The sequence below is a fragment of the Rheinheimera marina genome, assembly GCF_042654345.1.
In the GTDB taxonomy this organism is placed as follows: Bacteria; Pseudomonadota; Gammaproteobacteria; order Enterobacterales; family Alteromonadaceae; genus Pararheinheimera; species Pararheinheimera marina.
Genome location: NZ_JBHSGB010000016.1, coordinates 50,297 through 75,262 on the forward strand (window position 1 = coordinate 50,297; position 24,966 = coordinate 75,262).

At 50.9% G+C, this 24,966-nt stretch carries 23 protein-coding genes; 20 read left to right on the plus strand and 3 right to left on the minus strand.

What is annotated here, in order from left to right:
• The first annotated feature begins 2 nt into the window (after window positions 1–2).
• From atpB to ACFO3I_RS16260, 10 genes are all read left to right on the plus strand, one after another.
• A complete protein-coding gene (gene atpB / locus ACFO3I_RS16215; protein ID WP_337841944.1) occupies window positions 3–797 on the plus strand; it encodes a F0F1 ATP synthase subunit A in 795 nt (264 codons plus the stop codon).
• A 52-nt stretch (window positions 798–849) separates the two neighbouring features.
• Complete coding sequence (atpE, locus tag ACFO3I_RS16220) at window positions 850–1,083, plus strand: F0F1 ATP synthase subunit C (protein ID WP_337841889.1); 234 nt, start codon at window positions 850–852, stop codon at window positions 1,081–1,083.
• Between the two features lie 48 nt (window positions 1,084–1,131).
• The gene (gene atpF / locus ACFO3I_RS16225) at window positions 1,132–1,602 is read left to right on the plus strand and encodes a F0F1 ATP synthase subunit B (RefSeq protein ID WP_337841888.1); all 471 of its coding nucleotides are present in this window, start codon (window positions 1,132–1,134) and stop codon (window positions 1,600–1,602) included.
• Between the two features lie 12 nt (window positions 1,603–1,614).
• Complete coding sequence (gene atpH, locus ACFO3I_RS16230) at window positions 1,615–2,148, plus strand: F0F1 ATP synthase subunit delta (RefSeq protein WP_337841887.1); 534 nt, start codon at window positions 1,615–1,617, stop codon at window positions 2,146–2,148.
• A gap of 14 nt (window positions 2,149–2,162) precedes the next feature.
• Complete coding sequence (gene atpA, locus ACFO3I_RS16235) at window positions 2,163–3,704, plus strand: F0F1 ATP synthase subunit alpha (protein WP_337841886.1); 1,542 nt, start codon at window positions 2,163–2,165, stop codon at window positions 3,702–3,704.
• 54 nt (window positions 3,705–3,758) lie between these two features.
• Complete coding sequence (gene atpG / locus ACFO3I_RS16240; protein ID WP_337880915.1) at window positions 3,759–4,619, plus strand: F0F1 ATP synthase subunit gamma; 861 nt, start codon at window positions 3,759–3,761, stop codon at window positions 4,617–4,619.
• A 39-nt stretch (window positions 4,620–4,658) separates the two neighbouring features.
• Window positions 4,659–6,044 (plus strand): F0F1 ATP synthase subunit beta, encoded by a 1,386-nt coding sequence (atpD, locus tag ACFO3I_RS16245; protein WP_377335749.1) that lies wholly within the window; start codon window positions 4,659–4,661, stop codon window positions 6,042–6,044.
• A gap of 22 nt (window positions 6,045–6,066) precedes the next feature.
• On the plus strand, window positions 6,067–6,483 hold the full coding sequence (locus ACFO3I_RS16250) for a F0F1 ATP synthase subunit epsilon (protein ID WP_377335751.1): 417 nt from the start codon (window positions 6,067–6,069) through the stop codon (window positions 6,481–6,483).
• A 124-nt stretch (window positions 6,484–6,607) separates the two neighbouring features.
• Window positions 6,608–7,972 carry a bifunctional UDP-N-acetylglucosamine diphosphorylase/glucosamine-1-phosphate N-acetyltransferase GlmU gene (glmU, locus tag ACFO3I_RS16255; RefSeq protein WP_377335753.1) on the plus strand — a complete coding sequence of 455 codons (1,365 nt, stop codon included), beginning with the start codon at window positions 6,608–6,610 and terminating at the stop codon, window positions 7,970–7,972.
• A gap of 217 nt (window positions 7,973–8,189) precedes the next feature.
• Window positions 8,190–9,692: a winged helix-turn-helix domain-containing protein gene (locus tag ACFO3I_RS16260; RefSeq protein ID WP_377335755.1), complete on the plus strand. Its 1,503-nt coding sequence runs from the start codon at window positions 8,190–8,192 to the stop codon at window positions 9,690–9,692.
• Here the strand turns inward: ACFO3I_RS16260 and ACFO3I_RS16265 are convergent.
• A complete protein-coding gene (locus ACFO3I_RS16265; RefSeq protein WP_377335757.1) occupies window positions 9,658–10,713 on the minus strand; it encodes a serine hydrolase domain-containing protein in 1,056 nt (351 codons plus the stop codon). The genes ACFO3I_RS16260 and ACFO3I_RS16265 overlap by 35 nt on opposite strands.
• Before the next feature lie 141 nt (window positions 10,714–10,854).
• Complete coding sequence (locus ACFO3I_RS16270; RefSeq protein ID WP_377335759.1) at window positions 10,855–11,040, minus strand: hypothetical protein; 186 nt, start codon at window positions 11,038–11,040, stop codon at window positions 10,855–10,857.
• Window positions 11,041–11,182: 142 nt separating this feature from the next.
• Between ACFO3I_RS16270 and ACFO3I_RS16275 the strand changes: the two genes are divergently transcribed.
• From ACFO3I_RS16275 to glmS, 8 genes are all read left to right on the plus strand, one after another.
• Entirely contained in the window at window positions 11,183–11,752 is a 570-nt protein-coding gene (locus ACFO3I_RS16275; RefSeq protein WP_377335761.1) for a DUF1439 domain-containing protein, read from the plus strand.
• 107 nt (window positions 11,753–11,859) lie between these two features.
• Window positions 11,860–12,648: a DUF4198 domain-containing protein gene (locus tag ACFO3I_RS16280; protein ID WP_377335763.1), complete on the plus strand. Its 789-nt coding sequence runs from the start codon at window positions 11,860–11,862 to the stop codon at window positions 12,646–12,648.
• Window positions 12,649–12,656: 8 nt separating this feature from the next.
• Entirely contained in the window at window positions 12,657–13,550 is an 894-nt protein-coding gene (locus ACFO3I_RS16285; protein ID WP_377335765.1) for an EF-hand domain-containing protein, read from the plus strand.
• Window positions 13,550–14,845: a DUF2271 domain-containing protein gene (locus ACFO3I_RS16290; RefSeq protein ID WP_377335767.1), complete on the plus strand. Its 1,296-nt coding sequence runs from the start codon at window positions 13,550–13,552 to the stop codon at window positions 14,843–14,845. The genes ACFO3I_RS16285 and ACFO3I_RS16290 overlap by 1 nt, the downstream gene beginning before the upstream one ends.
• 188 nt (window positions 14,846–15,033) lie before the next feature.
• Window positions 15,034–17,340 carry a TonB-dependent hemoglobin/transferrin/lactoferrin family receptor gene (locus tag ACFO3I_RS16295; RefSeq protein ID WP_377335769.1) on the plus strand — a complete coding sequence of 769 codons (2,307 nt, stop codon included), beginning with the start codon at window positions 15,034–15,036 and terminating at the stop codon, window positions 17,338–17,340.
• A gap of 126 nt (window positions 17,341–17,466) precedes the next feature.
• A complete protein-coding gene (locus ACFO3I_RS16300) occupies window positions 17,467–18,210 on the plus strand; it encodes a ZIP family metal transporter (RefSeq protein ID WP_377335771.1) in 744 nt (247 codons plus the stop codon).
• 97 nt (window positions 18,211–18,307) lie between these two features.
• A complete protein-coding gene (locus tag ACFO3I_RS16305) occupies window positions 18,308–19,078 on the plus strand; it encodes a DeoR/GlpR family DNA-binding transcription regulator (RefSeq protein WP_377335773.1) in 771 nt (256 codons plus the stop codon).
• Between the two features lie 14 nt (window positions 19,079–19,092).
• Window positions 19,093–20,922 carry a glutamine--fructose-6-phosphate transaminase (isomerizing) gene (gene glmS, locus ACFO3I_RS16310; RefSeq protein WP_377335775.1) on the plus strand — a complete coding sequence of 610 codons (1,830 nt, stop codon included), beginning with the start codon at window positions 19,093–19,095 and terminating at the stop codon, window positions 20,920–20,922.
• A 134-nt stretch (window positions 20,923–21,056) separates the two neighbouring features.
• Here the strand turns inward: glmS and ACFO3I_RS16315 are convergent, their stop codons facing one another.
• Window positions 21,057–22,178 (minus strand): hypothetical protein, encoded by a 1,122-nt coding sequence (locus ACFO3I_RS16315; protein ID WP_377335777.1) that lies wholly within the window; start codon window positions 22,176–22,178, stop codon window positions 21,057–21,059.
• Between the two features lie 212 nt (window positions 22,179–22,390).
• Between ACFO3I_RS16315 and ACFO3I_RS16320 the strand changes: the two genes are divergently transcribed.
• Both ACFO3I_RS16320 and ACFO3I_RS16325 read left to right on the plus strand, forming a co-directional pair.
• A complete protein-coding gene (locus tag ACFO3I_RS16320) occupies window positions 22,391–23,218 on the plus strand; it encodes a TnsA endonuclease C-terminal domain-containing protein (RefSeq protein WP_377335779.1) in 828 nt (275 codons plus the stop codon).
• Window positions 23,151–24,875, plus strand: coding sequence for a Mu transposase C-terminal domain-containing protein (locus tag ACFO3I_RS16325; RefSeq protein WP_377335781.1), 1,725 nt, complete (start codon window positions 23,151–23,153; stop codon window positions 24,873–24,875). Before ACFO3I_RS16320 ends, ACFO3I_RS16325 begins: the two co-directional genes overlap by 68 nt.
• Window positions 24,876–24,966 lie beyond the last annotated feature (91 nt).

A 24,966-nucleotide genomic window follows, 5' to 3' on the forward strand; every position in this document is an offset into this window, starting at 1 on the left:
AAATGGCATCAGGTGCTGAGCTTACAAGCAAAGAGTATATTACTCACCACTTGACCAACTGGAGAATTGGCGAGGGCTTTTGGGCCGTTCACGTCGATACTCTGGCATGGTCTGTCCTCCTTGGTCTGGTCTTCCTGTTCTCTTTCAGAGCAGTAGCCAAAAAAGCCACTACCGGCGTGCCAACCAAATGGCAATGTGCGGTTGAAATGGTGGTTGAATTTATCGACAGTACTGTCAAAAGTACCTTCCACGGTAAAAGTCCGGTCATCGCGCCATTGGCTCTGACAATTTTTGTCTGGGTTCTGTTGATGAACTTCATGGACTTAATCCCTGTGGATTTCCTGCCTTGGACTGCCCAACAAGTGGGTGCAGCCATGGGGTATGATCCACATCATGTTTACATGAAGGTAGTTCCAACCACAGATCTGAACATGACTATCGCTCTGGCGCTGGGTGTGTTTATTCTGATGATTTACTACTCCATCAAAATTAAAGGCGTCGGTGGTTTTATCAAAGAGTTAACCACTCAGCCATTTAATACCCCTTGGTTATACTGGTTCAACTTCATTCTGGAAGTTGTCGCCCTGCTGGCCAAGCCGCTGTCTCTGGCACTGCGTTTGTTCGGTAACATGTACGCTGGCGAACTGATCTTCATCCTGATCGCTATGGTAGGCATATTCCAGTTACCTATGCATTTCGTCTGGGCTGCGTTCCACTTATTAGTTATTCCATTGCAGGCATTTATTTTCACAATCCTGACAGTGGTGTACCTGAGCATGGCGCACGAAAAACACTAATTTCGTTATAAAAATTTCGTTTTAACTTTAACTTAGAAACTTGGAGAAAATCATGGAAATGGTATTAGGTTTGAAACTGATCGCAGTTGCCTTATTAATCGGTTTAGGTGCTCTGGGCACTGCAATCGGCTTCGGTACTCTGGGCGGTAAATTCCTGGAATCTGCAGCTCGTCAACCAGAACTGGCTGGCTCTTTACAAGGTAAAATGTTCATCGTAGCTGGTCTGATCGACGCCATCGCGATGATCGGTGTTGCTATCGGTCTGTACATGCTGTTCGCAATGTAATCAGGCGAGACAACACAACTTTTACTAGCAAATTAAGGAGAAGCGGCCGTGAATATTAACGCCACTCTCATTGGTGAATTAATCGCGTTCCTGGTGTTCGTACTGTTCTGTATGAAGTACGTATGGCCACCAATCATCGGCGCGATTGAAGCCCGCCAGCAAAAAATTGCAGACGGTTTAGCCGCGACAGATCGCGCTGAACAAGACCTGCGTTTGGCGCAAGAGAAAGCGAAACAGCAGTTGACTGAAGCAAAAGCCCAGGCTTCTGCGTTAATCGACCAGGCAAAGAAGCGTGAACAGCAGATTATCGACGAAGCTGCTGTGAAGGCTCAGGCAGAGCGGGACAAAATCCTGGCTCAGGCGAAAGCCGAGGTTGAAGCTGAACGGATCAGAGCGAAAGAAGAACTCCGCAAGCAAGTGGCTGCCCTGGCAGTGGCTGGTGCTGAGAAGATTCTGCAGCGTTCTATTGATGAAGCTGCACACAGCGACATCCTGGAAAAGCTGGTCGCAGAACTTTAATGAGGATGAGCCATGTCTGAACTGACTAATTTAGCTCGTCCGTACGCCAAAGCTGCGTTTGAGTTTGCGGTAGAACACAAAGCGCTGGATGCCTGGCAAGGTATGTTGTTTTTCGCTGCTGAAGTAGCGAAAAACGGCTACGTTGCTGAGCAACTGCACAATGGTGCTGCTGCAGAGCAACAAGCTGCGTTCTTTATTCAGGTTTGTGGTGAGCAGTTAGATGCTCATGGCCAGAACTTCGTTAAAGTCATGGCGGAAAATCATCGCTTGCTGGCGCTGCCAGCCGTGTTTGATGCCTTTGTTGCATTAAAAGCCGAGTACGAAAAAGAGGCGACCGTTGAGGTGGTTTCTGCGTCTGCGCTCAATGCAGCACAACAGGACAAACTGGCTGCGGCTTTATCGCAACGTTTAGCACGCAAAGTAAAATTGAACTGTAGTGTAGACCCGACCGTCGTTGGCGGCATGTTGATCAAAGCCGGTGATATGGTGATCGACGGCTCGGTTCGTGGCAAGTTAGACCGTTTAGCTACTGCACTGCAGTCATAATTGGGGATTAGAGCATGCAACTGAATTCCACTGAAATCTCTGAACTGATCAAAAAACGTATTGAACAGTTCGAAGTTGTCAGTGAAGCTCGCAACGAAGGTACTATCGTCGCTGTAACCGACGGTATTATCCGCATCAACGGCCTGGCCGATTGTATGCAAGGCGAAATGATCGAGCTTCCTGGCAACCGCTACGCTATCGCACTGAACTTAGAGCGCAGCTCTGTAGGTGCCGTAGTTATGGGTCCATATGCGGACCTGCGTGAAGGTACCAAAGTTAAAGCCACTGGCCGTATCCTGGAAGTTCCGGTAGGTCCAGGCCTGTTAGGCCGTGTGGTAAACACCCTGGGTGAGCCAATCGATGGTAAAGGTCCAATCGATGCTGCTGGTTTCGCTCCGGTAGAAAAAATTGCTCCAGGCGTTATCGACCGTCGTTCTGTAGACCAACCTCTGCAAACCGGTTACAAGTCTGTTGACTCGATGATCCCAATCGGTCGTGGTCAGCGTGAATTGCTTATCGGTGACCGTCAGACCGGTAAAACGGCTCTGGCCATCGACGCCATCATCAACCAGAAAGACTCTGGCGTAAAATGTATCTATGTCGCTATCGGTCAGAAAGCTTCGACCATCGCTAACGTAGTACGTAAACTGGAAGAGCACGGTGCCCTGGCGCACACTATCGTGGTTGTTGCTTCTGCTTCAGAAGCTGCTGCCCTGCAATTCCTGGCGCCATACTCTGGCTGTACTATGGGTGAATTCTTCCGTGACCGCGGTGAAGATGCTCTGATCGTATACGATGACCTGTCTAAGCAGGCTGTTGCTTACCGTCAAATCTCTCTGCTGTTACGTCGTCCACCAGGCCGTGAAGCCTACCCAGGTGACGTATTCTATTTACACAGCCGTCTGTTAGAGCGTGCATCACGCGTAAACGAGCACTATGTTGAGCGTTTAACTAACGGTGAAGTGAAAGGCAAAACCGGTTCTTTAACTGCGCTGCCAATTATCGAAACTCAGGCTGGTGACGTTTCTGCGTTCGTACCAACCAACGTAATTTCGATCACTGACGGTCAGATCTTCCTGGAATCAGGCCTGTTCAACGCCGGTATCCGTCCAGCAGTTAACGCTGGTATTTCGGTATCTCGTGTTGGTGGTGCTGCTCAGACCAAGATCATCAAAAAGCTGGGTGGCGGTATCCGTCTGGCCCTGGCTCAGTACAACGAACTGGCTGCATTCGCTCAGTTCGCTTCAGATCTGGATGACGCGACCCGTGCTCAGTTAGAACACGGTCAGAAAGTTACAGAGCTGATGAAACAGCTGCAATACGCTCCAATGGGCGTAGCTGATATGGGTGTGTCTATTTTCGCGATTGAAAAAGGCTACATGAAAGACATCGAAGTAGCGAAAATCCTGGATTTCGAAGCTGCTCTGATCGCTTACATGCATGCTGAACACGCCCAGTTCATGGCTGATCTGAACAAAACCGGTAACTACAACGACCAGATCGAAGCGACCTTAAAAGGCGCTATTGAGAAGTTTAAAGCGACTCAGACCTGGTAAGCCTGTTGGGCGGGGCTTGCCCTGCCCGACCGTTGAAATATTCGGAGATTAGTCATGGCCGGCGCAAAAGAGATAAAAAGTAAGATCGGGAGTATTAACAATACTCGTAAGATCACCAGCGCTATGGAAAAGGTGGCAGTCAGCAAAATGCGCAAAGCGCAGGAGCGGGTTGCACACTCTCGTCCATACGCGGAAGGTATGCGCAAAGTGATCGGCAATATCGCAAACGGCAACATTGAATACCGTCACCCGTTCTTAACTGAACGTCCGGTAAAAAATGTGGGCTACATTGTGATATCGACAGACCGTGGCCTTTGCGGCGGCTTGAATACCAACGAGTTCAAACGTATTGCCAATGACATGAAAGGCTGGAAAGACCAGGGTGTACAAGCTCAGGTCGCAGTGATCGGTAACAAAGCCACGGCGTTTTTTAAACGTTTCGGCGGCAAAGTACTGGCACAGCAAACCGGCCCGGGTGATAACCCGCGTCTGGCTGACGTAATTGGCTCAGTTCGTGTGATGTTAACAGCATACGAAGAAGGCCGTATTGACCGCTTGTTCCTGGTATTTAACCGTTTTGTAAATACCATGAAGCAAGAGCCGGTGATCGAACAACTCTTACCTTTGCCAAAAGCAGACGTAGCGGCGAAAAGCCACAGTTGGGATTACATCTACGAGCCGGATCCAAAAGTAATTTTAGATAAATTACTGGACCGTTACGTAGAGTCTCAGGTGTACCAAGGCGTAGTTGAAAACGCGGCCAGCGAACAAGCGGCCCGTATGGTAGCGATGAAAGCTGCTACCGATAACGCCGGTAACTTAATGGATGACCTGAAACTGGTTTACAACAAAGCTCGTCAGGCAGCTATTACCCAGGAACTCAGCGAAATCGTCGCTGGTGCCGCTGCGGTCTAAGGCTTAGGTATACAGGTTTGAGAAATTAGAGGAATTAACATGAGTCAAGGTAAGGTAGTCCAAATCATTGGCGCCGTTGTGGATATCGACTTTCCACAAGATGCGGTACCTGGTATCTACGCCGCTTTGAACGTAACTGGCGGCGACCTGGCTGGCTTAGTACTTGAAGTACAGCAGCAGTTAGGTGGCGGTACTGTACGTGCTATCGCGTTAGGTTCCACCGACGGTCTGCGTCGTGGTGCTGAAGTAGCTAACACTGGTAAGCCAATCGAAGTTCCAGTAGGTAAAGCCACACTGGGTCGTATCATGAACGTACTGGGTGAGCCAATCGACGAAGCTGGCCCAATCGGTGAAGAAGAGCGTTGGGCTATCCACCGTTCTGCACCAAGCTACGAAGATCAGGCTTCTTCTAACGCCCTGTTAGAAACAGGCATCAAGGTTATCGACCTGGTATGTCCGTTTGCTAAAGGTGGTAAAGTTGGTCTGTTCGGTGGTGCCGGTGTTGGTAAAACCGTAAACATGATGGAACTGATCCGTAACATCGCGATCGAGCACAGCGGTTACTCTGTATTCGCCGGTGTAGGTGAGCGTACCCGTGAAGGTAACGACTTCTACCACGAAATGAACGATTCAAACGTTCTGGACAAAGTATCACTGGTTTACGGTCAGATGAACGAGCCACCAGGCAACCGTCTGCGTGTTGCTCTGACCGGTCTGACTATGGCCGAGAAGTTCCGTGACGAAGGTCGTGACGTGCTTTTCTTCGTCGACAACATCTACCGTTACACGCTGGCCGGTACTGAAGTATCTGCACTGTTAGGCCGTATGCCTTCAGCTGTAGGTTACCAGCCAACGTTGGCGGAAGAAATGGGCGTTCTGCAAGAGCGTATCACTTCAACCAAAACAGGTTCTATCACCTCTGTTCAAGCGGTTTACGTTCCAGCGGACGACTTAACTGACCCGTCACCAGCGACTACGTTCTCTCACTTAGATGCGACAGTGGTATTGTCACGTAACATCGCTTCTCTGGGTATTTACCCAGCGATCGACCCGCTGGATTCAACTTCTCGTCAGTTGGACCCTCTGGTGATCGGTAAAGAGCACTATGACGTGGCCCGTGGTGTTCAGTCAGTTCTGCAACGTTACAAAGAACTGAAAGACATCATCGCGATCCTGGGTATGGACGAGCTGTCAGATGCTGACCGTACGACTGTATTCCGCGCTCGTAAGATCCAACGTTTCCTGTCACAGCCATTCTTCGTTGCTGAAGTTTTCACTGGCTCACCAGGTAAATACGTTCCGCTGAAAGAAACTATCCGTGGTTTCAAAGGCATCCTGGACGGTGAGTTCGATCACCTGCCAGAGCAAGCCTTCTACATGGTTGGTTCTATCGACGAAGCGATCGAAAAAGCGAAGAAGCTGTAATTTACAGCTTTAGGAGAGCGAAATGGCAATGACAGTACAACTGGATGTGGTAAGCGCCGAAGAGCGGATCTTTTCTGGTCTGGTGGAATCCATTCAGGTTACAGGTAGCGAAGGTGAGCTGGGTATTTTACCTGGTCACATTCCGCTTCTGACTGGCATCAAGCCAGGTATGGTACGTATCGTTAAACAGTTCGGTGAAGAACAGCTGCTGTATGTAGCTGGCGGAGTGCTGGAAGTTCAGCCTCATACCATTACTGTGCTGGCGGACGTGGCCGTACGCGCTGAGGACTTAGACGAGCAAGCCGCTTTAGCTGCACAGAAACGTGCGGAAGAAGCGATGCAACATGCAGGTGCAGACTTCAACTATGCTGAAGCTGCCGCCCAACTGGCCGAAGCAATCGCCCAGTTACGTCTGATCCAAAAAATGCGCAAGAAGTAATTGCTACACTAAGCGTTTTGAAAAGCCACCTTCGGGTGGCTTTTTTTGCTTTATTATCTATTCACTGAAATTTCAGTTTGAATTCGTTAGAATCCGCACATTACACCCTGTTTAAGGAAAGGTTATGGCTTTAAATGTTGTGATTCTGGCTGCCGGTAAAGGTACCCGGATGAAATCTGCGTTACCCAAGGTACTGCACAAAGTGGCAGAACGTTCTATGGTGCAGCATGTGATTGACACAGCGCGCTCATTGGGTGCTCAGGCCGTCAATCTGGTGTATGGCTATGGCGCAGAGCAGCTGCAGGCCGCATTGGGTGAGCAGCCACTGAACTGGGTGCTGCAGGCTGAGCAGTTAGGCACAGGCCATGCGGTGCAGCAGGCGGTGCCTTATATCGCTGACAGCGATGTGGTGTTGGTGCTCTATGGTGACGTGCCGCTGACCCGCAAAGAAACTCTGGAAGCCTTATTGGCTGCCCGTCCGGCCGATGGTCTGGCGATTCTGACGGTCAAGCTGGCCAACCCGACAGGTTATGGCCGCATTATGCGTACCGACGGCAAGGTGGTTGGTATTGTCGAGCAGAAAGACGCCAGCCCGGAGCAGCTGCTGATCAACGAAGTAAACAGCGGCATTATGGCGCTGCCAGGCAAACAGCTGAAACAATGGCTGAGCCAACTGCAAAACAACAATGCGCAGGGCGAATTCTACCTGACCGACATTATTGCGATGGCGCATGCAGATGGTGTGGCTATTGCGACCGCGCATCCGGCCAACCCTATTGAAACCGAAGGTGCGAACAACCGCGTGCAATTAGCGCAGCTGGAACGCGCTTATCAGGCACGTAAAGCAGAAGAGCTGATGCTGAACGGCGCTAACCTGCGCGACCCGGCTCGCATTGATGTGCGTGGCGAAGTCACAGTTGGCAGCGACGTGATGATCGACGTCAATGTGATCTTCGAAGGCAAAGTGGTGCTGGGCAATGGGGTGGTGATTGGCGCCAACAGCATTCTGAAAGACTGCACCATTGGCGATAACACCGAAATCAAACCGAACACCATGGTGGAATCCTCCAGCATTGGCGCTGGCTGTTCCGTCGGGCCTTACGCCCGCATCCGGCCAGACTCAGTACTGGCAGACGACAGCCATGTCGGTAACTTTGTGGAGCTGAAAAAGGCTCAGCTGGGCAAAGGCTCCAAAGCCAACCATCTGACCTATCTGGGCGACGCGGTCATTGGCAGCAAAGTGAATATTGGTGCCGGGACCATTACCTGCAACTACGACGGCGCCAATAAGTTTGTCACCACCATTGAGGATGGCGTTTTTGTAGGCTCTAACAGTTCCTTAGTGGCGCCTGTTACCCTGGGTCAAAACAGTACTGTCGGTGCTGGCTCCGTGGTTACAGCCAGCGTGGCGGCTGACGAACTGGTGGTCGCGCGGTCGAAGCAGCGTCATATCAGTGGCTGGAAAAGGCCGGTGAAACAAAAGAAATAACACTAGCCCTGAGTTCGTTCCAATAAAAAATCCCCGCTAACACCGGGAATTTTTTGTTGCTGGAGCTATGTATACTGGGGCTCAGCTTTTTGTGTCGCGAGGCTGCGCAGATGCAGCCATGCAAAGGACCAGGATGAATTCGATACCACCCCAGTATATCCAGACCGCCGATCTGCAGATAGACAGCAGTCGCCACAGCGTGCGCCGTGACGGCTAGGTGATAGCGCTCCCGCCTTTGTCGTACAAATTTTTGCTGGTGCTGGTGAGCGCGCGGGGGCAGGTAGTCAGTACCGACCAACTGGCGGAGAAAGTCTGGCAAAAAAGTTATGTCAGCGACGAAACCATTAGTCAGCGCGCCTCGTTATTACGCAAAGCGCTGGCAGACACTGCTGACAGTTACTTTGAAGCGATTCGGGGCACGGGCTACCGTTGGGTGGCGGACGTCGTTCTGCTATCTAGTCCGGCGAGTGTCACCGCACCATCAGCTGATAGCCGGCAGATGGCTAAAGTGCACAAAGCCTTGTTGGCTGTAGCCGTGGTGGCCATTATCGCCGCGTTGCTCGCCGCCTATGTGGTGCAGCGAACACCGGCCAGCACAGCAGCCAGCAGCAAGCCCAGCCAGCCGCTGTCGGATCATGATTTGCTGCTGCAAAAAGCCAAAAGCTATGCGGCACAATTTAATGCAGCCGCCAATCCGCATGCCATTCAACTGTTTCGTGATGTGCTGGCACTGGACCCTGGCTCGGACAGTGCGAAGTTCGGGCTGGCGGTGGCTTTATTGCATCAGGTTTCGAAATTTAACGGTGATCCAACCTTGCTACAGGAAGCTGAGCAGCTGTCTGCTAATCTGCTGGCTGCGCAGCCGGATAGCGCCAGGCGGCTCTGGTTGCGGGCTTTTTATTTTGATGTGCTGGGCCAAATTAATCAGGCTATCGCTTTGTATGAGCAGGCGCTGGTGCAGGACGGCCATTTAACCGAAGCCAAAGGCGGGTTGGCTTACCTGTACCGGCAAAAAGGCCGCTTGCATGAAGCGCTGCATTTAAACATGGATATTGTTGGCACCGAGCTGCACTACCAGTTTTTGCAGGTGGCCGAATGTCTGGCGTTGGCTGGATTAACCAAGCAGGCCCGGGAGTGGCACCAGCGGGCTTATCAGTTAGCACCTGATTCTGCCGTGGTGATTGCCGCGCTGGCCAGGTTTGAGCTGACTGAAGGCAAGGACGAAGCTGCTGCAAAGCTGTTAACAGCACTGCATAACAAAGGCATGGGCTCGGCCCAAAGTTATGAAATTGCCGCCATTCTGGCGCTGCGCCAGCAACAGCCGCAACAAGCGCTGGCTTTACTGCAGCAGGCGGCCAGTTTAAGGCCGGAGTCTGAATACACCGAGGCCTGGCTTAGCTGGTTTTTACGCGACACTCAGCAACAACAGCCGCTCCAGGTAAGCGTCGAGGACTGGCCTGATTTATGGGTGTACCGCGCTATCAGCCTGCTGGCCAGCCAACAACGGCAGCAAGCCATCGAAGCGCTGCAGCTGGCTCAGCGCAGTGGCTACCTGGATTATCGTTTTATTCAGCAGTTGCCCCTGTTTCACCAGCTTGATGGCGAAGCCGCCTATCAAAGCACCTTGCAGGCAATGGCGCGTGCTGCCGACAGCGAACGCGCCAAAATAGAGATTTACGTGTTGCCTAAACTGAACGGGCTGATAGTGCCGGCAAAATAACGTTTTGCATCAGCTGGTGAATTTGCTGGTGCATGTACTTGGTGTTGTAGGCGCTGCTGGTGGTGACCACTGTGGCATTGAAGGCCGGGATCACAAACAGGTAGTTGCCGGCCGCCGCATAAGCCTGCACGGCGTTGCCATTGACCTGATAGGTAAAAATCCACCAGGTTAAGCCGTAATCGGCATGCATTTCAGGCATAGCTTCTGAATAAGCGGTAAAACTCTTTTTCACCCAGTCGGCGCTGACCAGCGACTTGCCCTGCCATTGGCCTTTATTCAACATCAACTGGCCAAGTTTCAGTAAATCAGCTGCCTTAATTCTCAGTCCGCCGCCGCCCTGCGTCAGCCCTTTGGGGCTGTAAGGCCAGCTAACTTCCTTGATGCCTAAAGGCGTAAACAGCTGCTGCTGAGCATAATCCGACAGCTTCATTTTTGTTTTGCGTTCGATGGCGGCACCAGTCAGAAACACGCCAGCGGTGCAGTACGCAAAATCCCGGCCGTAGGGCTGATCTGCCGGTGCTTTTTCCCAGGGCGCATGGCCACGTTCGGGCAGATACAGCACAAAAGACAGCCAGTCGGCCTGCAGATACATACGTTCTTCATTACCGGCTGAATAGTCAGTCCAGTCATTGCACTCCAGCGGGTTGGTCATGCTAAGCAGCTGAAAAAAGGTCATGGCTGTTTTGGCCTTATTAGCAAACAACAGCGGCTGGTAGTCGGCGAACAGTGGCAACACCAGATCTTGTTCTGATGTAAACAACTGCTGTTGCAGCGCAATACCAAACAGCAGGCTGGTGACCGACTTACTCGCTGAACGAATGTCATGCAGCTCGTTGGCTGAGCTGCCGTTAAAATACTGCTCGTACAGCAGTTGGTCATTTTGTTGCACTAAAATGCCTGCCATTTTTTGCAGGTTCAGCGCCTCAATCTCTGCCTGAATAGCCAAAGGCCCAGCGGCCTGCAGCCAAGGGCTCAGGCTTAAGGCGGCGCTGAAGAAGAGTTTTTGTAACAGTGGTGTCATGACCGGGTCTCCTGATGTTGTTGGACCCGGCCAGCTTGCGTGAACTAGTGTTTTTTTGCCTGAAGCTTTGCTGAAGATGCCTGAAGAATGGCGGAAAATAGGCCTTTTACGGTAGGTTTAAGGTTCCACATGGAACCTTGGTTAAAATAACGCCGTTAGCAGGCTCATTGGAAAAATCAGCTCAGGCACCAGCAAGGCCTGGTGGTGTAAACTCAGGCTGAGCCATTGCAAGGCGGCATCAAAAGCTGTCATCAGCACCACCAACAAGACGAATGCCTGAGCCAGTTGTCTGAATCCTGGTAATTGAAATGGGTCTGTGCTTTTCATGCCATCTGCTCCTGTGTTCACTAGGACTTAGTCGAAGCCGCGGCAAAAATAGTTGGAAGCCATCGAAAAAAAATTATGGACTCAGGCCGGGTTCAGTTTGATGGCCTAAAGTCCACCCATTCGTTCAAAGGGAGTATTCAGCATGAAAACCGCCGCAGTCTCTGCAATCGCCACTTTGGCTTTATTGGCTGGTTGCAGCCAAATGAACCGGATTGATTTATACAGCCTGAGCCAGCTGGAACTGCAACAGCAGCTGGATCAGCAATTACAGGCGCAGGCTCAACGTGGCCGTTTATTAGGGTTACCGCTAAGCCTGACCACCAAAGAGCTGCAACTGCAAATTGCGCCGGGGCAACAGCAGCAGGTGGAACTGAAACTGCAGATGGCGGCAGAGCTGGATGCGGTATTGCTGCCGCTGCGCACTGACTTGATGTTGCATCTGGCCGCGACCCCTTATTTTGATGATCAAAAAAATGCGGTCTACCTGTCCAATCTGCAAATACTGGACTCCAGCCTGGGTTCTGGCAATCAGCAATTTAAACTGCAGCCTTTGTCTGAACAGGCCAAACAGCTGCTGGCCATGGCACTGCAAGGTCAGCCGGTTTACCAGTTGGATTGCGACAGTTTCAGCCAGCGTATGTTGTGTGATGTACCGTTAACCTTGCAACTGCAACCCGGCAAATTGCTATTGAAACCAAATTACCCAGATTAAATGTAAAGATAGATCAGCAAGATAAGATCTAGTTGCAAATAGTTATCATTTGATCAAGAATGGCACCCCTAAAATAAATGAGAGTAATTCTCATCTTTGGAGCTGCTATGTTGAATCTAAAACCGGCCCTGGCGCTGACCTTTTGTCTGGCCAGCACGGCGGCCGTTGCCCACACCCCGTATTTGGCCCCAGCCAGTTTTGAACCGGTAAATAACTGGGTCACGTTGGATGCTGCTTTTGCAGAAAAATTCTTTTTGCCCGAAGTGAAGTTCGACCAAAGCGAATTCAGTGTCACGCAGCCAGATGGTCAGCAGGTTAAACCCAAAGAGCTGTTTTTGGGCAAAACCCGAACCATGCTGGCGCATGAATTAACCGCTGAAGGCACTTATCGTTTCAGCACAGGCCAGCGTTATGGCGCCGTGTTTCGCAGCTGGCAGCAAGACGGCAAAGTAAAAACCAGCCGGGATCCAAACGAGGCCGTGCCTGCAGGCGCCAAGCTGCTGGCGCATTTTCAGTCGGTGACTCTGGCCGAAACCTATGTCAGCAAAGGTGCGCCGGATAAAGCGGCGCTGCAAGCTCATGGCAAGGGACTTGAACTGGTGTTTGTCAGCCATCCGAACGATTTGTATATCGACACCCCAGTACGTGCCCGCCTGCTGTTTAACGGCCAGGGCCTGGCCGGACAAAAAGTCGAGTTGTTTCAGGCCGGTCAGGCTGAACCTGAAAGCAAAGCGGTGCAGCAACTAACCAGCAACGCCCAGGGTGAAATTGAATTCAGCGTGAAAAACAAAGGCAGCTACCTGCTGCTGAACCGTTACCGCACCGATGCGCCGGCTGGCGCCAAAGCCCCGACTTATAGCTACAGCTACACAGCTGTGATTGAAATTACCGAATAGGACACCTTATGAAAACCATGAACAAAGCCCTGAGCCTGTTTCTTGCTGTCAGCAGCTGTTACCTGATCGCCGCAGAGCCAGCAAAACCCAAAGGCCATCAGCCAACGCCGGAAAGCAAAGCCAGTTTTATCCGTGATTACGACCTGAACAAAGACGGCACCGTGACCGCAGAAGAATTTGCTCAAGTGCGTCAGCAGCGTTTCAGCTCGGGTGACGAAAACCAGGACGGTGTGTTGCAACTGGATGAGTACGTCAACGAATACGCCAACCGGCTGGATAAACGCCTGCATGCTGAACGTGAAGGCCAAATTAAACAAACACATACCCGCATTGGTGCGCTGGATAAGGATAAATCCGGCAGCATCAGCCTGGCGGAATACCAGGATTCAGGTGAACGGGCCTTTAACTTCATCGACACCAATAAAGATGGCGTGATCAGCAAAGCGGATCCGGCGCCAAAACGCCCGGCCGGTGAAAAGCCTGAACCTGTGCGCGCCCGCCCGGCGCTGGTAATGCCAACCACCCACAGTGTGGCCGGTATGCTGGCTATGTATGACAAAGATGGCGACGGCAAGGTGACTAAAGAAGATTACCTGGCTGAGCGCACGGCGGCGTTTAAGCGTACCGACCTGGATGGCAATGGCGACTTGAGTGCAGACGAATACCTGAACGAATTTGTTGACCGGCTGGACCGGCAAATTGCCAAAACCCGTCAAAGCCAGTTAAAGCAGGCCGAAGTGCGTTTTGCCGCGCTGGATAAAGACAAAAACCAGCAGATCAGTGCCGCGGAGTACCAGGCGTCTGGTGACCGCATGTTTGCCCGCTGGGATACCAACGCCGATAAAGCGGTCAGCATGAAAGAAGCGTTGCCAGCTATTGAACCTTCGCAGCGGGCGGACTGATGCGTGCATTTGCTCTGATGCTGGTGCTGGGTTTTGCCAGCCAACTGCAGGCCAAGCCTTACCAACAGCCGTGGCTGGATGCCGAGCTGGTTGTCGATGTGGCGGTGCCACCGCAGCAATGGCAGCAGCAGTTGCCCAAGTTGCAACAGTGGTTGGCCACACAACAGCAGAGTTACCTTGAGCCAACCAGGGTGCAGCAGCAGGAGTGGCAGCAGCGCTGCGAGCAACTGCGGCAGCAAATGCTGAATGGTGTCAGTTGCCGGCTTGGTCAGGCAACACTGCGGTGGCAACAGGCGGTGCAAACAAAGCAGCTGCCCGACAGGGTGGCACTGCGTCAGCACAGCCGGCAGCTGAACAAATTGCCGGCGACGGACCCACAAATCCAGTGGAATTACTCAGGGATCGCCAGGGCTGAGCTGGCTCAACAACTGACGGCACAACTGCAGTTGCTGTGGCCGGACGCGAACAGTTTTCAGCTGAAACTGGCTGGCCTGTTATGGTACCAGGGCGCAGAGCAGGTGATGCAGCTCGGAGAAACCGGCTTGCAACAGCTGCGGGCGCGGCAGCTGTTTCTGGCGGAGTCGGAGCTGACACCAGGCTACCAGGTGGCACACCGCACCTACAGTGCTGTGCTGAACCCCGCCGATGGCTGGCCGGTGGAATATGGCCCGCAGGCGACAGTGGCGGCGGCCGATCTGGTGCAAGCCTGGGCGTTGGCACAAAGCCTGGCGGTGCTTGCTCCGCAACAAGGGCTGCAACTGGCAAACCAACTGCAAAGCGCGGCCTTGCTGCAATCAGAGCAAGGTCAACTACAAGCGTCAGCCCCTTGGTATGCCATGTTGGCGGATCCAAGCCAGCAACACAGTCAGCAGATGCAAATCCGTTATTTGCTGCCTGAATTAGCCAGTGACGCACGGCGGCCTTATTTGTCGCTCTGGCTGGCCGATGAGCAGCAGCAACTGGTGCGGCAGCTGGAAGTGTCGGGTGCGCAACAACGCTGGTGGCAAGAGTTGCGGCATTGGTGGCGTAAACAGGCCAGACAAGCGCCGGAGCAATTCGACAGCCTGGCGGGGGCCACTCATAAAGCGGGCTGGCAGCAATTGCGCTGGGATGGCCGTAACCTGAGCGGCGAGGTGGTGCCGACCGGTCGTTACTGGTTGCATCTGGAGATAGCCAGGGAGCATGGCGGGCATCAACATCTGAAATGGCCACTCGACTGGCAGCCGTCCCTGGCGGCGCAACAGCACAAAATCAGCGGAGAGCTCAGTGCTATTGAGTGGCAACTGGCCGACTAACTAATGCTGTTTTCCCTTCTGCAAACCTCGCCTGAATAAGGCGAGGATATCTTCGTTTATTCCGTATAAGTTGTTGATTCACATGGAATAAATTTCAAATATTTTGTTGAGAATAATTCTTATTTGATCTAACCTTGCCGCCAACAAAAACACATTCAGAGCTATTTCTGAACACGAAGGACCTACCTATGCTGACAAAAAAATCTCTGCTGGCGCTGGCGATCGGTACTGCAGTTATCACCCCGCTTTATGCCCAAAGCTCCACCACTGAACTGGAGGCTGTCACAGTGTCTGCTGACGTGCTGGACAGTCAAAAATCGACCACCGCAGCCACAGTGGTAAAAAAAGCGGATGAACTGGAAAAGGAGCAGGCGCAGCAGCTGCAGGATTTAGTGCGTTATATTCCTGGCGTCACGCTGACTGATCAGGGCCGTTTTGGCTCGTCTGGCTTTAATATCCGTGGCCTGGAAGGTAACCAGGTGGCCATCACTGTCGATGGCTTGTCAGCAGGTGAAACCTTAAACCCGGCGACCTACGCCTTTTATGATTTCTTCGCCGCTGGTCGTGGTGGTGTCGACCCTGATTTAGTCAAACAAATTGAAGTGGTGAAAGGCGCAGACGCCATTGCTGCCGGCAGTGGTTCTTTAGGGGGCGCGGTGCTTTTTGTCACCAAAGACCCGGCCGATTTCTTAACACCCGAAGGTGATGATGCGGCGCTGAAGCTGAAGGCCGCTTACAACGGTGCCAACGACGAACTGGCCACTACCCTCACCCTTGCGGGCCGTACTGGCGGCTGGGAAGCCTTGTTGGTGGGCACCCTGCGTAATGGCCATGAAATGGAGAACTACGACGACTCGGCAGAGAAACAGGCCATTACCGGCTCGGGCCGGTCAGTGGCAGACCCGCTGGACAATCAAAGCCATAATATTCTGGCCAAGGTAAAGTACCAGGCATCCAAACGCCATGAGCTGGGTTTAACGGTTGAATCTTACAAAGCCGATACCGACACCAATAACCTGTCCTGGTTAAGCCGCAGTTACCTGACCCGCAACAGCGATGACCAGGTAAAACGTCAGCGCATTGGTTTAAACCACCAATGGTTGGCCGAAACCCCCTGGTTTGACAGCTTAAGTTCCAGCCTGGATTTTCAGACCACTGAAAACAACGCCTACACCCTGATGTTGGCCCCGGCCAGTACAGCGCGGCTGTGTTCGCCTGGCCCTTGCTACCGCAGTGAAGACCGGGATTATCAGCAAGACTTAATGAAGTTTGCCTTTGCCTTCGACAAAGAGCTCGGTGGCGACATCAGCCAGCAGTTGTTGTATGGCGGCAGCTTTGAACAGCGCTCGGTCGACTTTTCTGCCATCGACACCAGCTATGTGGGCCAAACCGCAGAAATTGCCCGTCAGGACATAGACCCGGATTTTGTGCCAGAGACCGATGCCGATTTGCTGGCTTTGTATGTACGTGACCATATCCAGTTTGGCCAAAGCAAGTTCAGCCTGCTGACCGGCGCCCGTTATGACCATGTCAGCTACAGCCCAACAGTGGGTCAAGGTTTTAATGACCCAACCGGCTCAGTGCGCGATTTATCCTTTAGTGCTCTGACCGGCCAGCTGACCGGCCGTTATCAGCTGGATGCAAACCAGCGGTTTGAAGCTCAGGTCGGCCGTGGCTTCCGTGCACCAAGCACCGAAGAGCTGTATTTCCAGACCGCCAATGTCAGCCGCACCGAGCAGGCGACAGGTGTGGTGGTGGATGGGTTAAACAGTGCGCTGTCCAACCCGGATTTGGAAGCGGAATACAGCACCAATCTGGAACTGAGTTATCTGTGGCAAGGTGAGAAAGGCAGGGTCCGTGTGGGCCTGTTCCATGACACCTACGACAATCTGATCACTCAGGTGACCCAAGTGCAAAACCCGGAGACAGTTTACGAAAGCTGCACCAGCTTTGGCTGCACAGTCACCCAGGGTAACCCATACACAGTCAACGACAACGTGGGTAAAGCCACGGTCAAAGGGCTGGAGTTGGAAGGCAGCTGGCGCGTCACACCAGAGTTTGAACTGCGGTTGGCCTACAGCCACCTGGACGGTGAAAAAGACAATGGCGACCCGCTGATCACCGCCAGCCCGGACAACCTGGTGTTGGGCGCGCAGTACCAGCTGACCAGCTGGTGGCATCTGCACAGCAACCTGTCTTACACCGCCAAAGTGGAGGCCAAAGACGCCTACGAGACCGACGAAAACGGCGAACAAAGCGCTTTAGTGACTTACCTGCCAGGTAGCTCTGTGGTGTTGGACCTGGTCAGTAACTTCCAGCTCGGCGACAGCTGGCAGGCCAGCCTGGGCGCGTACAACCTGCTGGACCGCGAATATTACCGCTGGGAGCGCATTCGTTACGCCGCCAGCAGCCGCAACAATATCAGTGCCGACGGCATACAACGGTACAGCGAACCTGGCCGCTATCTGCGCGCCAGCATTAGCTACAGTTTTTAGTTCCTAACCTTTCCCTGTCTGGGCCTTTGCTCAACCACCTGCTTTGCAGGTGGTTTTTTTCATTCAAGCTGCCCAGAACCAGAGAATAAAGTTATAATGTCACACCTTTTCTTACGGTTTCCAGCCATGATCGAGTTGTACAGCCTTAGCGCCGCGGCCCTGGTGATGCTGGTGTCGTTATCCGGTGCCGTGTTGTTTTTATTGCCTGAACGGCGCTTGCAAGCCTTTCTGCCCCTGATCCTCAGCCTGGCTGTGGGTGTGTTGCTGGCCAATGCCTTTTTACATTTATTGCCCGACGCGCTGGCGTTACAACACGAAAGCCGGCCTGTGCTGGCTTGGGTGCTGGCTGGACTTTTGGGTTTTTACCTGCTGGAACGCCTGCTGAAACATAACCACCCCGAACTGCCCGGGCCGCAAAGCTATGGCAAGGTGAACCTGATGGCCGACGGCGTGCACAACTTTATTGATGGTGTGCTGATTGCCGGCAGTTTTCTGGTTGATCCATTGCTTGGCATGACCACCACTGTGGCCATTCTGATCCACGAGCTGCCACAGGAAATTTCTGATGTCGCCATTCTGCTGCATGCGGGGTTCAGCCGAAAAAAAGCCTTATTGTTTAATTTCCTGTCGGCCAGTGCCTGCCTAGTTGGCGTGGTTGTCACTCTGATCATCAGCCATTGGATGACGCCCAACCTGAGTTATCTGCTGGCGGTCACCGCTGGTGCTTTTATCTACCTGGCCAGTGCCGACTTGTTACCCTTGCTGCGGCAACAACAGCAAAACAACAACCTGCTACAACCACTGTTTATGCTGCTGGGGGTACTGCTGATGTGGCTGCTGATTGGGCCTGAGCACAGCCACCAACACTGATCCGTTACTATTTAGCCTGCAATTTTAGCTGCCCCCTTTTTATTTAAGTTTCGTTTGTGTAATATAACTTTCGAAACGAAACTTAAGTGAATGGCAGATGAACAAACGTAATACCCAGCAACGCCGCCGTCTGATCCTCGACCTGTTAAACCAACAGGGCGAAGTTAGTGTTGAGCAGCTGGCTGCACACTTTGATACCTCTGAAGTGACCATTCGCAAAGACTTAACCGCGCTGGAAGATAACGGCCTGTTGCTGCGGCGTTATGGTGGTGCTGTGCTGGTGCCACAAGAGCTGATCCATGAAGCTGCTGTCGAACAAGTTTCACAACGAAAGTTACAGCTTGCGAAAGCCGCCGCTGGGCTTATCCGTGACCATAACCGCATTATCCTCGACAGTGGCAGCACCACAGCTGCGCTGCTGCCTGAGCTGTCGCATAAAAACGGCCTGGTGGTGATGACCAATTCACTGGCCATTGCCAATGCGCTGCGCGAGTTGGAAAACGAACCCACCCTGTTGATGACGGGTGGCAGTTGGGACGCGCAGTCCGAATCCTTTCAGGGCCAACTGGCAGAGCAGATGCTGCGCGCCTATGATTTTGACCAGTTGTTTATTGGTGCCGACGGGCTCGACCTGCAGCGCGGCACAACCACTTTTAACGAACTGACCAGCTTAAGCCGGGTGATGGCCGACGTGGCCCGCGAGGTGATAGTGATGGTCGAATCCGACAAAATTGGTCGGAAAATTCATAACCTGGAATTGCCCTGGTCTGTGGTCAGCGTGCTCGTTACCGACGAACAGCTGAGCCCCGAGGCAAAGCAGGCCATAACAGCTCATGGCGTCAAAGTGATTTGCGCCCCTCTTGCTTAACCGGAGTACGACAAATGTGTGGAATTGTAGGTGCAGTAGCACAACGTGACGTGGTAGAAATTCTGGTCGAAGGCTTACGCCGCCTGGAATACCGTGGTTATGACTCAGCTGGTGTGGCGGTGTTAGGTGCCACCGGTGAGCTGCAGCGCGTGCGCCGTTTAGGTAAAGTGAAAGAGCTGTCCGACGCTATTAAAGCGCAGCCAATCCCTGGCGGCACCGGCATTGCGCATACCCGTTGGGCAACCCATGGTGAGCCGTCTGAGCGCAATGCCCACCCGCATGTGTCTGACAAAATCTCTGTGGTGCACAACGGTATTATTGAAAACCACGGCCCGCTGCGTGAAATGCTGAAAGCCAAAGGTTATGTGTTTAATTCCGACACCGACACTGAAGTCATTGCCCACCTGGTGGAAGAAGAGCTGAAAAACACCGGTTCACTGTTAAGCGCAGTACAAACCGCAGTGAAGCAGTTCAGCGGCGCCTATGGCACTGTGCTGATGGACAGAACCGACCCTAGCCATTTAGTGGTGGCACGTTCAGGCAGCCCGCTGGTGATTGGTTTTGGTATTGGCGAAAACTTTATTGCGTCAGACCAACTGGCGTTGTTGCCGGTGACCCGCCGTTTTATGTTCCTGGAAGAAGGCGATGTGGCTGAAGTCACCCGCCACAGCGTGACTGTGTACGACAAAAACGGCCAGCAAGTAGAGCGTACTATCACTGAGTCAACCGCCAGTTATGACGCCGGTGACAAAGGCCAGTACCGCCACTTTATGTTAAAAGAAATTTACGAGCAGCCAAGTGCCATTATCAACACACTGGAAGGCCGTTTAGGCAGCGATTCTGTGCTGGACGAAACCTTTGGTAACGGCGCCGCCGAGCTGTTCAAAAAAGTTCGCCATGTGCAAATTGTCGCCTGCGGTACCTCTTACCACTCAGGTATGGTAGCCCGTTACTGGCTGGAATCTTTAGGCGGTATTTCCTGTAACGTCGAAATTGCTTCTGAATTCCGTTACCGCAAATCTTTTGTGCAGCCAGGCAGCCTGCTGGTCAGTATTTCGCAGTCGGGCGAAACGGCGGATACGCTGGCAGCACTGCGCTTGGCCAAAGAAGCCGGCTACTTAGGCAGCCTGACTATTTGTAACGTGGCGGGCTCGTCGTTAGTGCGTGAATCTGACCTGGCCTTTATGACCCGCGCTGGTGCTGAAATTGGCGTGGCGTCGACCAAAGCCTTCACCACTCAGCTGGTGGGGTTAGCCATGCTGACGCTGGCCATTGGTAAATACAACGGCCTGACGGCTGCCCAGCAACAAGACATGGTGCAGGCACTGAAATCACTGCCAGCCAAGCTGGAAGAAACCTTAACCCTGGCGCCAAAAATTGAAGTGCTGGCCACTGAGTTTGCCGACAAGCACCACTCGCTGTTCCTTGGCCGCGGTGATCAGTACCCCATTGCGATGGAAGGTGCACTGAAGCTCAAAGAAATTTCTTACATTCACGCTGAAGCTTATGCCGCAGGCGAGCTGAAACACGGCCCGCTGGCGCTGATTGACGCCGACATGCCGATTATTGTGGTGGCACCCAACAACGACCTGCTGGAAAAACTGCAGAGTAACGTGGAAGAAGTGCGGGCCCGTGGCGGTATTCTGTATGTGTTTGCTGATGTAGATGCACACTTTAAATCAGACGCCACCCAGCGGGTACTGAACGTGCCACACGTACACCCGCTGATCGCGCCTATCGTTTACACCCTTCCGCTGCAGTTACTGAGCTACTACGTTGCCATTATCAAAGGCACAGACGTCGACCAGCCACGTAACCTGGCCAAGTCGGTGACTGTGGAGTAAGTGGTTGTTTTGTAAATAAAAAGCTGTGGGGTGAAAATAAAGTTTCACCCCACAAAATAAAGTTTCATCATTGAATATATAGTGTCATCGTGCAGGTTGTCGAACTGATAGGCTTTATTGATGCCCAAACGGAATTATGTATTAGAGCCATGTTCATTTTTATTTTTTTCTTCTTCTCGATCAAATTCACTCATATCTAACCCTATCCCTCTTTTAATATCATCAATCAAATTTTGTAGTGTTATTTTTAGACTGCCAGCAGCATCAACATAGGTTGCATCTTTGCTTTTTTCTATCAAAACATTACCTACAAAAAAATGCAGTCTGTCCTTGTCTTTATTGATATATCCATTCTCTTTATCAATAGTGAATAAGTTATTTATAATCCACTTTAGATCTGCATTTGAGTGGGTATTAGACTCGCCTTCATTAATTAAATTAAGAATTTGGCTGGTTTCGTCGAAACTTAATTCAACTATGCTTTTTAATAGCCCTCTTCTCAAGAAAAAAACATCTTCATTCTTTATTTCGAAATGTAAATATCCTCTTTCCTCGTTTTCGAAAGATATTATTTTCATTTTCACATACGGAACAATGTTATGTTTTAGGCAATTATTGATATCAATATAAATATCATACTTGGCTCCATTCTGTGAGAATTCGTTGCAGTAGAACATGTTCATATAGTAATGGAACTTTTGAATTTTTTTATCAATTATGAATTTATTCGATTCAAATTTAAAATTGAATTTTTTATCAGTTAAACCAACTTTAGACAAAATTTCTGATATTGCCTCACCGAAGTACGCATGCCAGTAATCATGTAGAGGTATTTTATTTATACCAGCTATATCCATGTTACATATTTCTGCAATCTTTTTATTGAATTGTTCTCTAATGAAATCCAATGTTGGGAGGTCTTTGTTTTTATTCTTTAATGAACTTGAAGAGCGTAATGCATAGTTGTTTATTGGTTTGTATTGTACTTCTGTTATCCGCTCTATCCCCAACCCTATTCTTATAAAACAATATATATGATAATAGTCAATTAGTGATGCCATTGCGTTTATAAGTGCATCGGTTAGCGCCTGATTTACAGTCACATTTCCGCTGTCAGGTTCTTTTTTCTCAAGAACCTCTTTCATTAGTTGTTTAGTTGTTTTATTTCGCTCGCCAAATAAAAAATATATTTTATTAAATTGATATTCGATATTTTCTTCTATTTTTTGCGTGAAGTTTATGGTGCTTTCATCCATAAAAATATCCTTTCAAAAAGTTGGCATTTCTCTTGTGAGTTTTTAATATGCGTATGTTTTTAAAAGTAAAACAAATTTTTTCTTACCTATCAAGAGATTTATTTGGAAGGTTTTTTCACATAGTGGTGCAGATGCTTGTCACCGAATTGTTGATTTTTATTTGACCTTTTGGTACTAAAGTATAGAAATTGGTCCATGAAAGTAGAGTTCTGATGGCTGGAAGCTACAAAGGTCTCTCCGACCAGCAAATCCAGAAGCGTATCAAAGAAGGCCGCGGGCAAGGCGAAGGCAGAAGCTACACGCCCTGGATTCAAACCTGGGATGTGTCTTCACTTGGCCGGTCACATCGGATATTTGGTAACCGCAGTCGCCGGTTGCATCACCTGCTTTCTGATTTGGAACTGGCTATTTTTCTGACGCTGGACTGGCAACACTCTGTGCTGGATATCCGTGAACAGTTTCCGCTGCGTGTCGAAGATACCACCCGTCTTGCTGATGAGCTCGGTATTAGCCATGCCGTCTTCAAAGGCACTCCTCAGGTGTTGAGCTCAGACTTTTTGGTTACGTTCGACCGACAAACTCAACCCTTAATGGCGTTTCAGGCTAAATACAGCAGTGACTTATCCAAACCTGAAGTGATCGAACGGCTGCAACTGGAAAAACGATACTGGGAAGATAAGCAGATACCATGGGCTATTATCACTGAGAAGGAAATCAGCAAAGAGGTGGTGATGAATATTCAGTGGCTTTATCCTGCAGAAAGCGAAAAGTTTGCCGAAGACGAGTTACACCACCAATTTCAACTGTTTCAAACCCAGTTTGGTAAACAACCCAACGACTCAATCATCAAAATAGCTCAGCAGTTAGACCTTGCGTATAACCAGGAACCCGGTCAGGCATTGTTCTGGTTGCGTCATTTGCTTGCCAGACGTTATTTCCTGTTTGATATTAATCTGCCCTACCGAAAGTTAATTGCAGCAGATCTCATCGCTACTACCTTTGAAAAAGAGATCTCGGAGGTCAACTATGTTTCCGGTTAATCAGGTTTTTAAACGTGGCGAGTTGTACTACCGGCTGCTGTGGCTGGATGGTGAACTTTCGTTCTGGATTGATCTGTATTCCAAGACCGCATGGCCGGAGCAGATTGCTGTAACAGGTATTGAGCAATTATTAATTCAGCAGGAAATAACCCGGGTTGACGACCCCTGCTTCAGTCTTGTTGCGCGCAGCGTAGAAGAAGGCTCGACCGACTGGCAAAAGCGCGAGTATGCCTGGTCCATTATTAAAGATGAAATTGAAAATACTGCCCTGTTTTATCCTCGTGAGCGCGGCGCAACTGTTAAACGTATGATGGCCGTCAGTGGTGCCACTCACCAAACGATAAACCGTTTTATTCGTCGCTACTGGCAGCGTGGTATGTGTAAAAACGCATTACTACCGGATTACGTCAACTCAGGCGCTAAAGGCAAACCACGGCAGTCTGAAAAAGCAAAACTGGGTAGGCCAAGGACTGTTCGGTCAGGTGTGGGCACCAACATTACACCTGTGATCGAAAGAGTATTTCACCAGGTTATTACCAGCAAATTACTCATCGAAAAGAATACGGCCGTAAGCCAGGCCTATGCCAGTGCGTTGAATTTGATTGGCGCACTGATGCCTGAGCTCCAACCTGAAGAACTACCCACACCGGAGCAATTTCGCTATTTCTACCAAAGCCGCTATGCCAAAACGTTGGTTGTTGAAAAGCAGCATTCAGCGGTCAAATTTGCCAAAGATATCCGGCCATTAAAAAGCACGTCGACAGCAGAAACCTTTGGCCCAGGCCACAGGTACCAGATTGATGCCACCATTGCTGATGTTTATCTGTTGTCTGAGCATGACCGTAGCAGAATAGTTGGTCGGCCGGTTATTTACATAGTGCAGGATGTGTTCAGCCGGATGGTTGTTGGCCTCTATATTGGTTTTGAAGGGCCTTCATGGGTTAGCGCGATGATCGCACTAGCCCATATAGTTGAGGATAAAGTGGCGTATTGTCAGCGGTTTGGTATTGAGATCTCAGAAGAGGATTGGCCCACCAAAGGTTTACCTGCAGTTATTCTGGCTGATAAAGGGGAAATAAACGGTACCAAGGTTGAAAAGTTTGCTGAGGCTTTTGGGGTTCGTATTGAAAACGCTACCGCCCGTCGTGGTGACGCTAAAGGTATTGTCGAACGAGCCTTTAGAACAGTTCAGGACGAATTTAAACCCTACACTCCTGGCGTTGTTGAAGCGGTGATGAGTACGAAACGTGGCGGCCATGATTATCGTCAGGACGCAACGCTGAACCTACCAGAGTTCACCCGAATTATTCTGGCCTGCGTGCTTTACCACAATACCGCTAAAGGTTTGAAAGGATATGACCGTACTGAGGATATGCCGACTGACTTACCCTTAATTCCTATCGAATTGTGGCGCTGGGGTGTGTCGAATCTGACTGGCAGGCTTCGCACTGCGCCAGAGCAGTTGGTCCAGATTAACCTGATGCCGCACTTTGAGGCGACAGTTTCAGAGCTTGGCGTCAATTTGTTCAACTGTTTCTACACTTGCCCTGAATTGATTAAAGCCGGCTGGTTACATCGCTCCGGAACCAAAAGGCCTGACAAGGTATTGGTCGCCTACGATCCAAGAACTGCAGATCATATCTATATCAGACGGTAATCATCCCTTAAATTAACTGACGTCAAAAGTAGAATTTTCTCGTACGATAAACGCAGGAGATTCTGCATATGAAAACATCAAAATTTAGTGA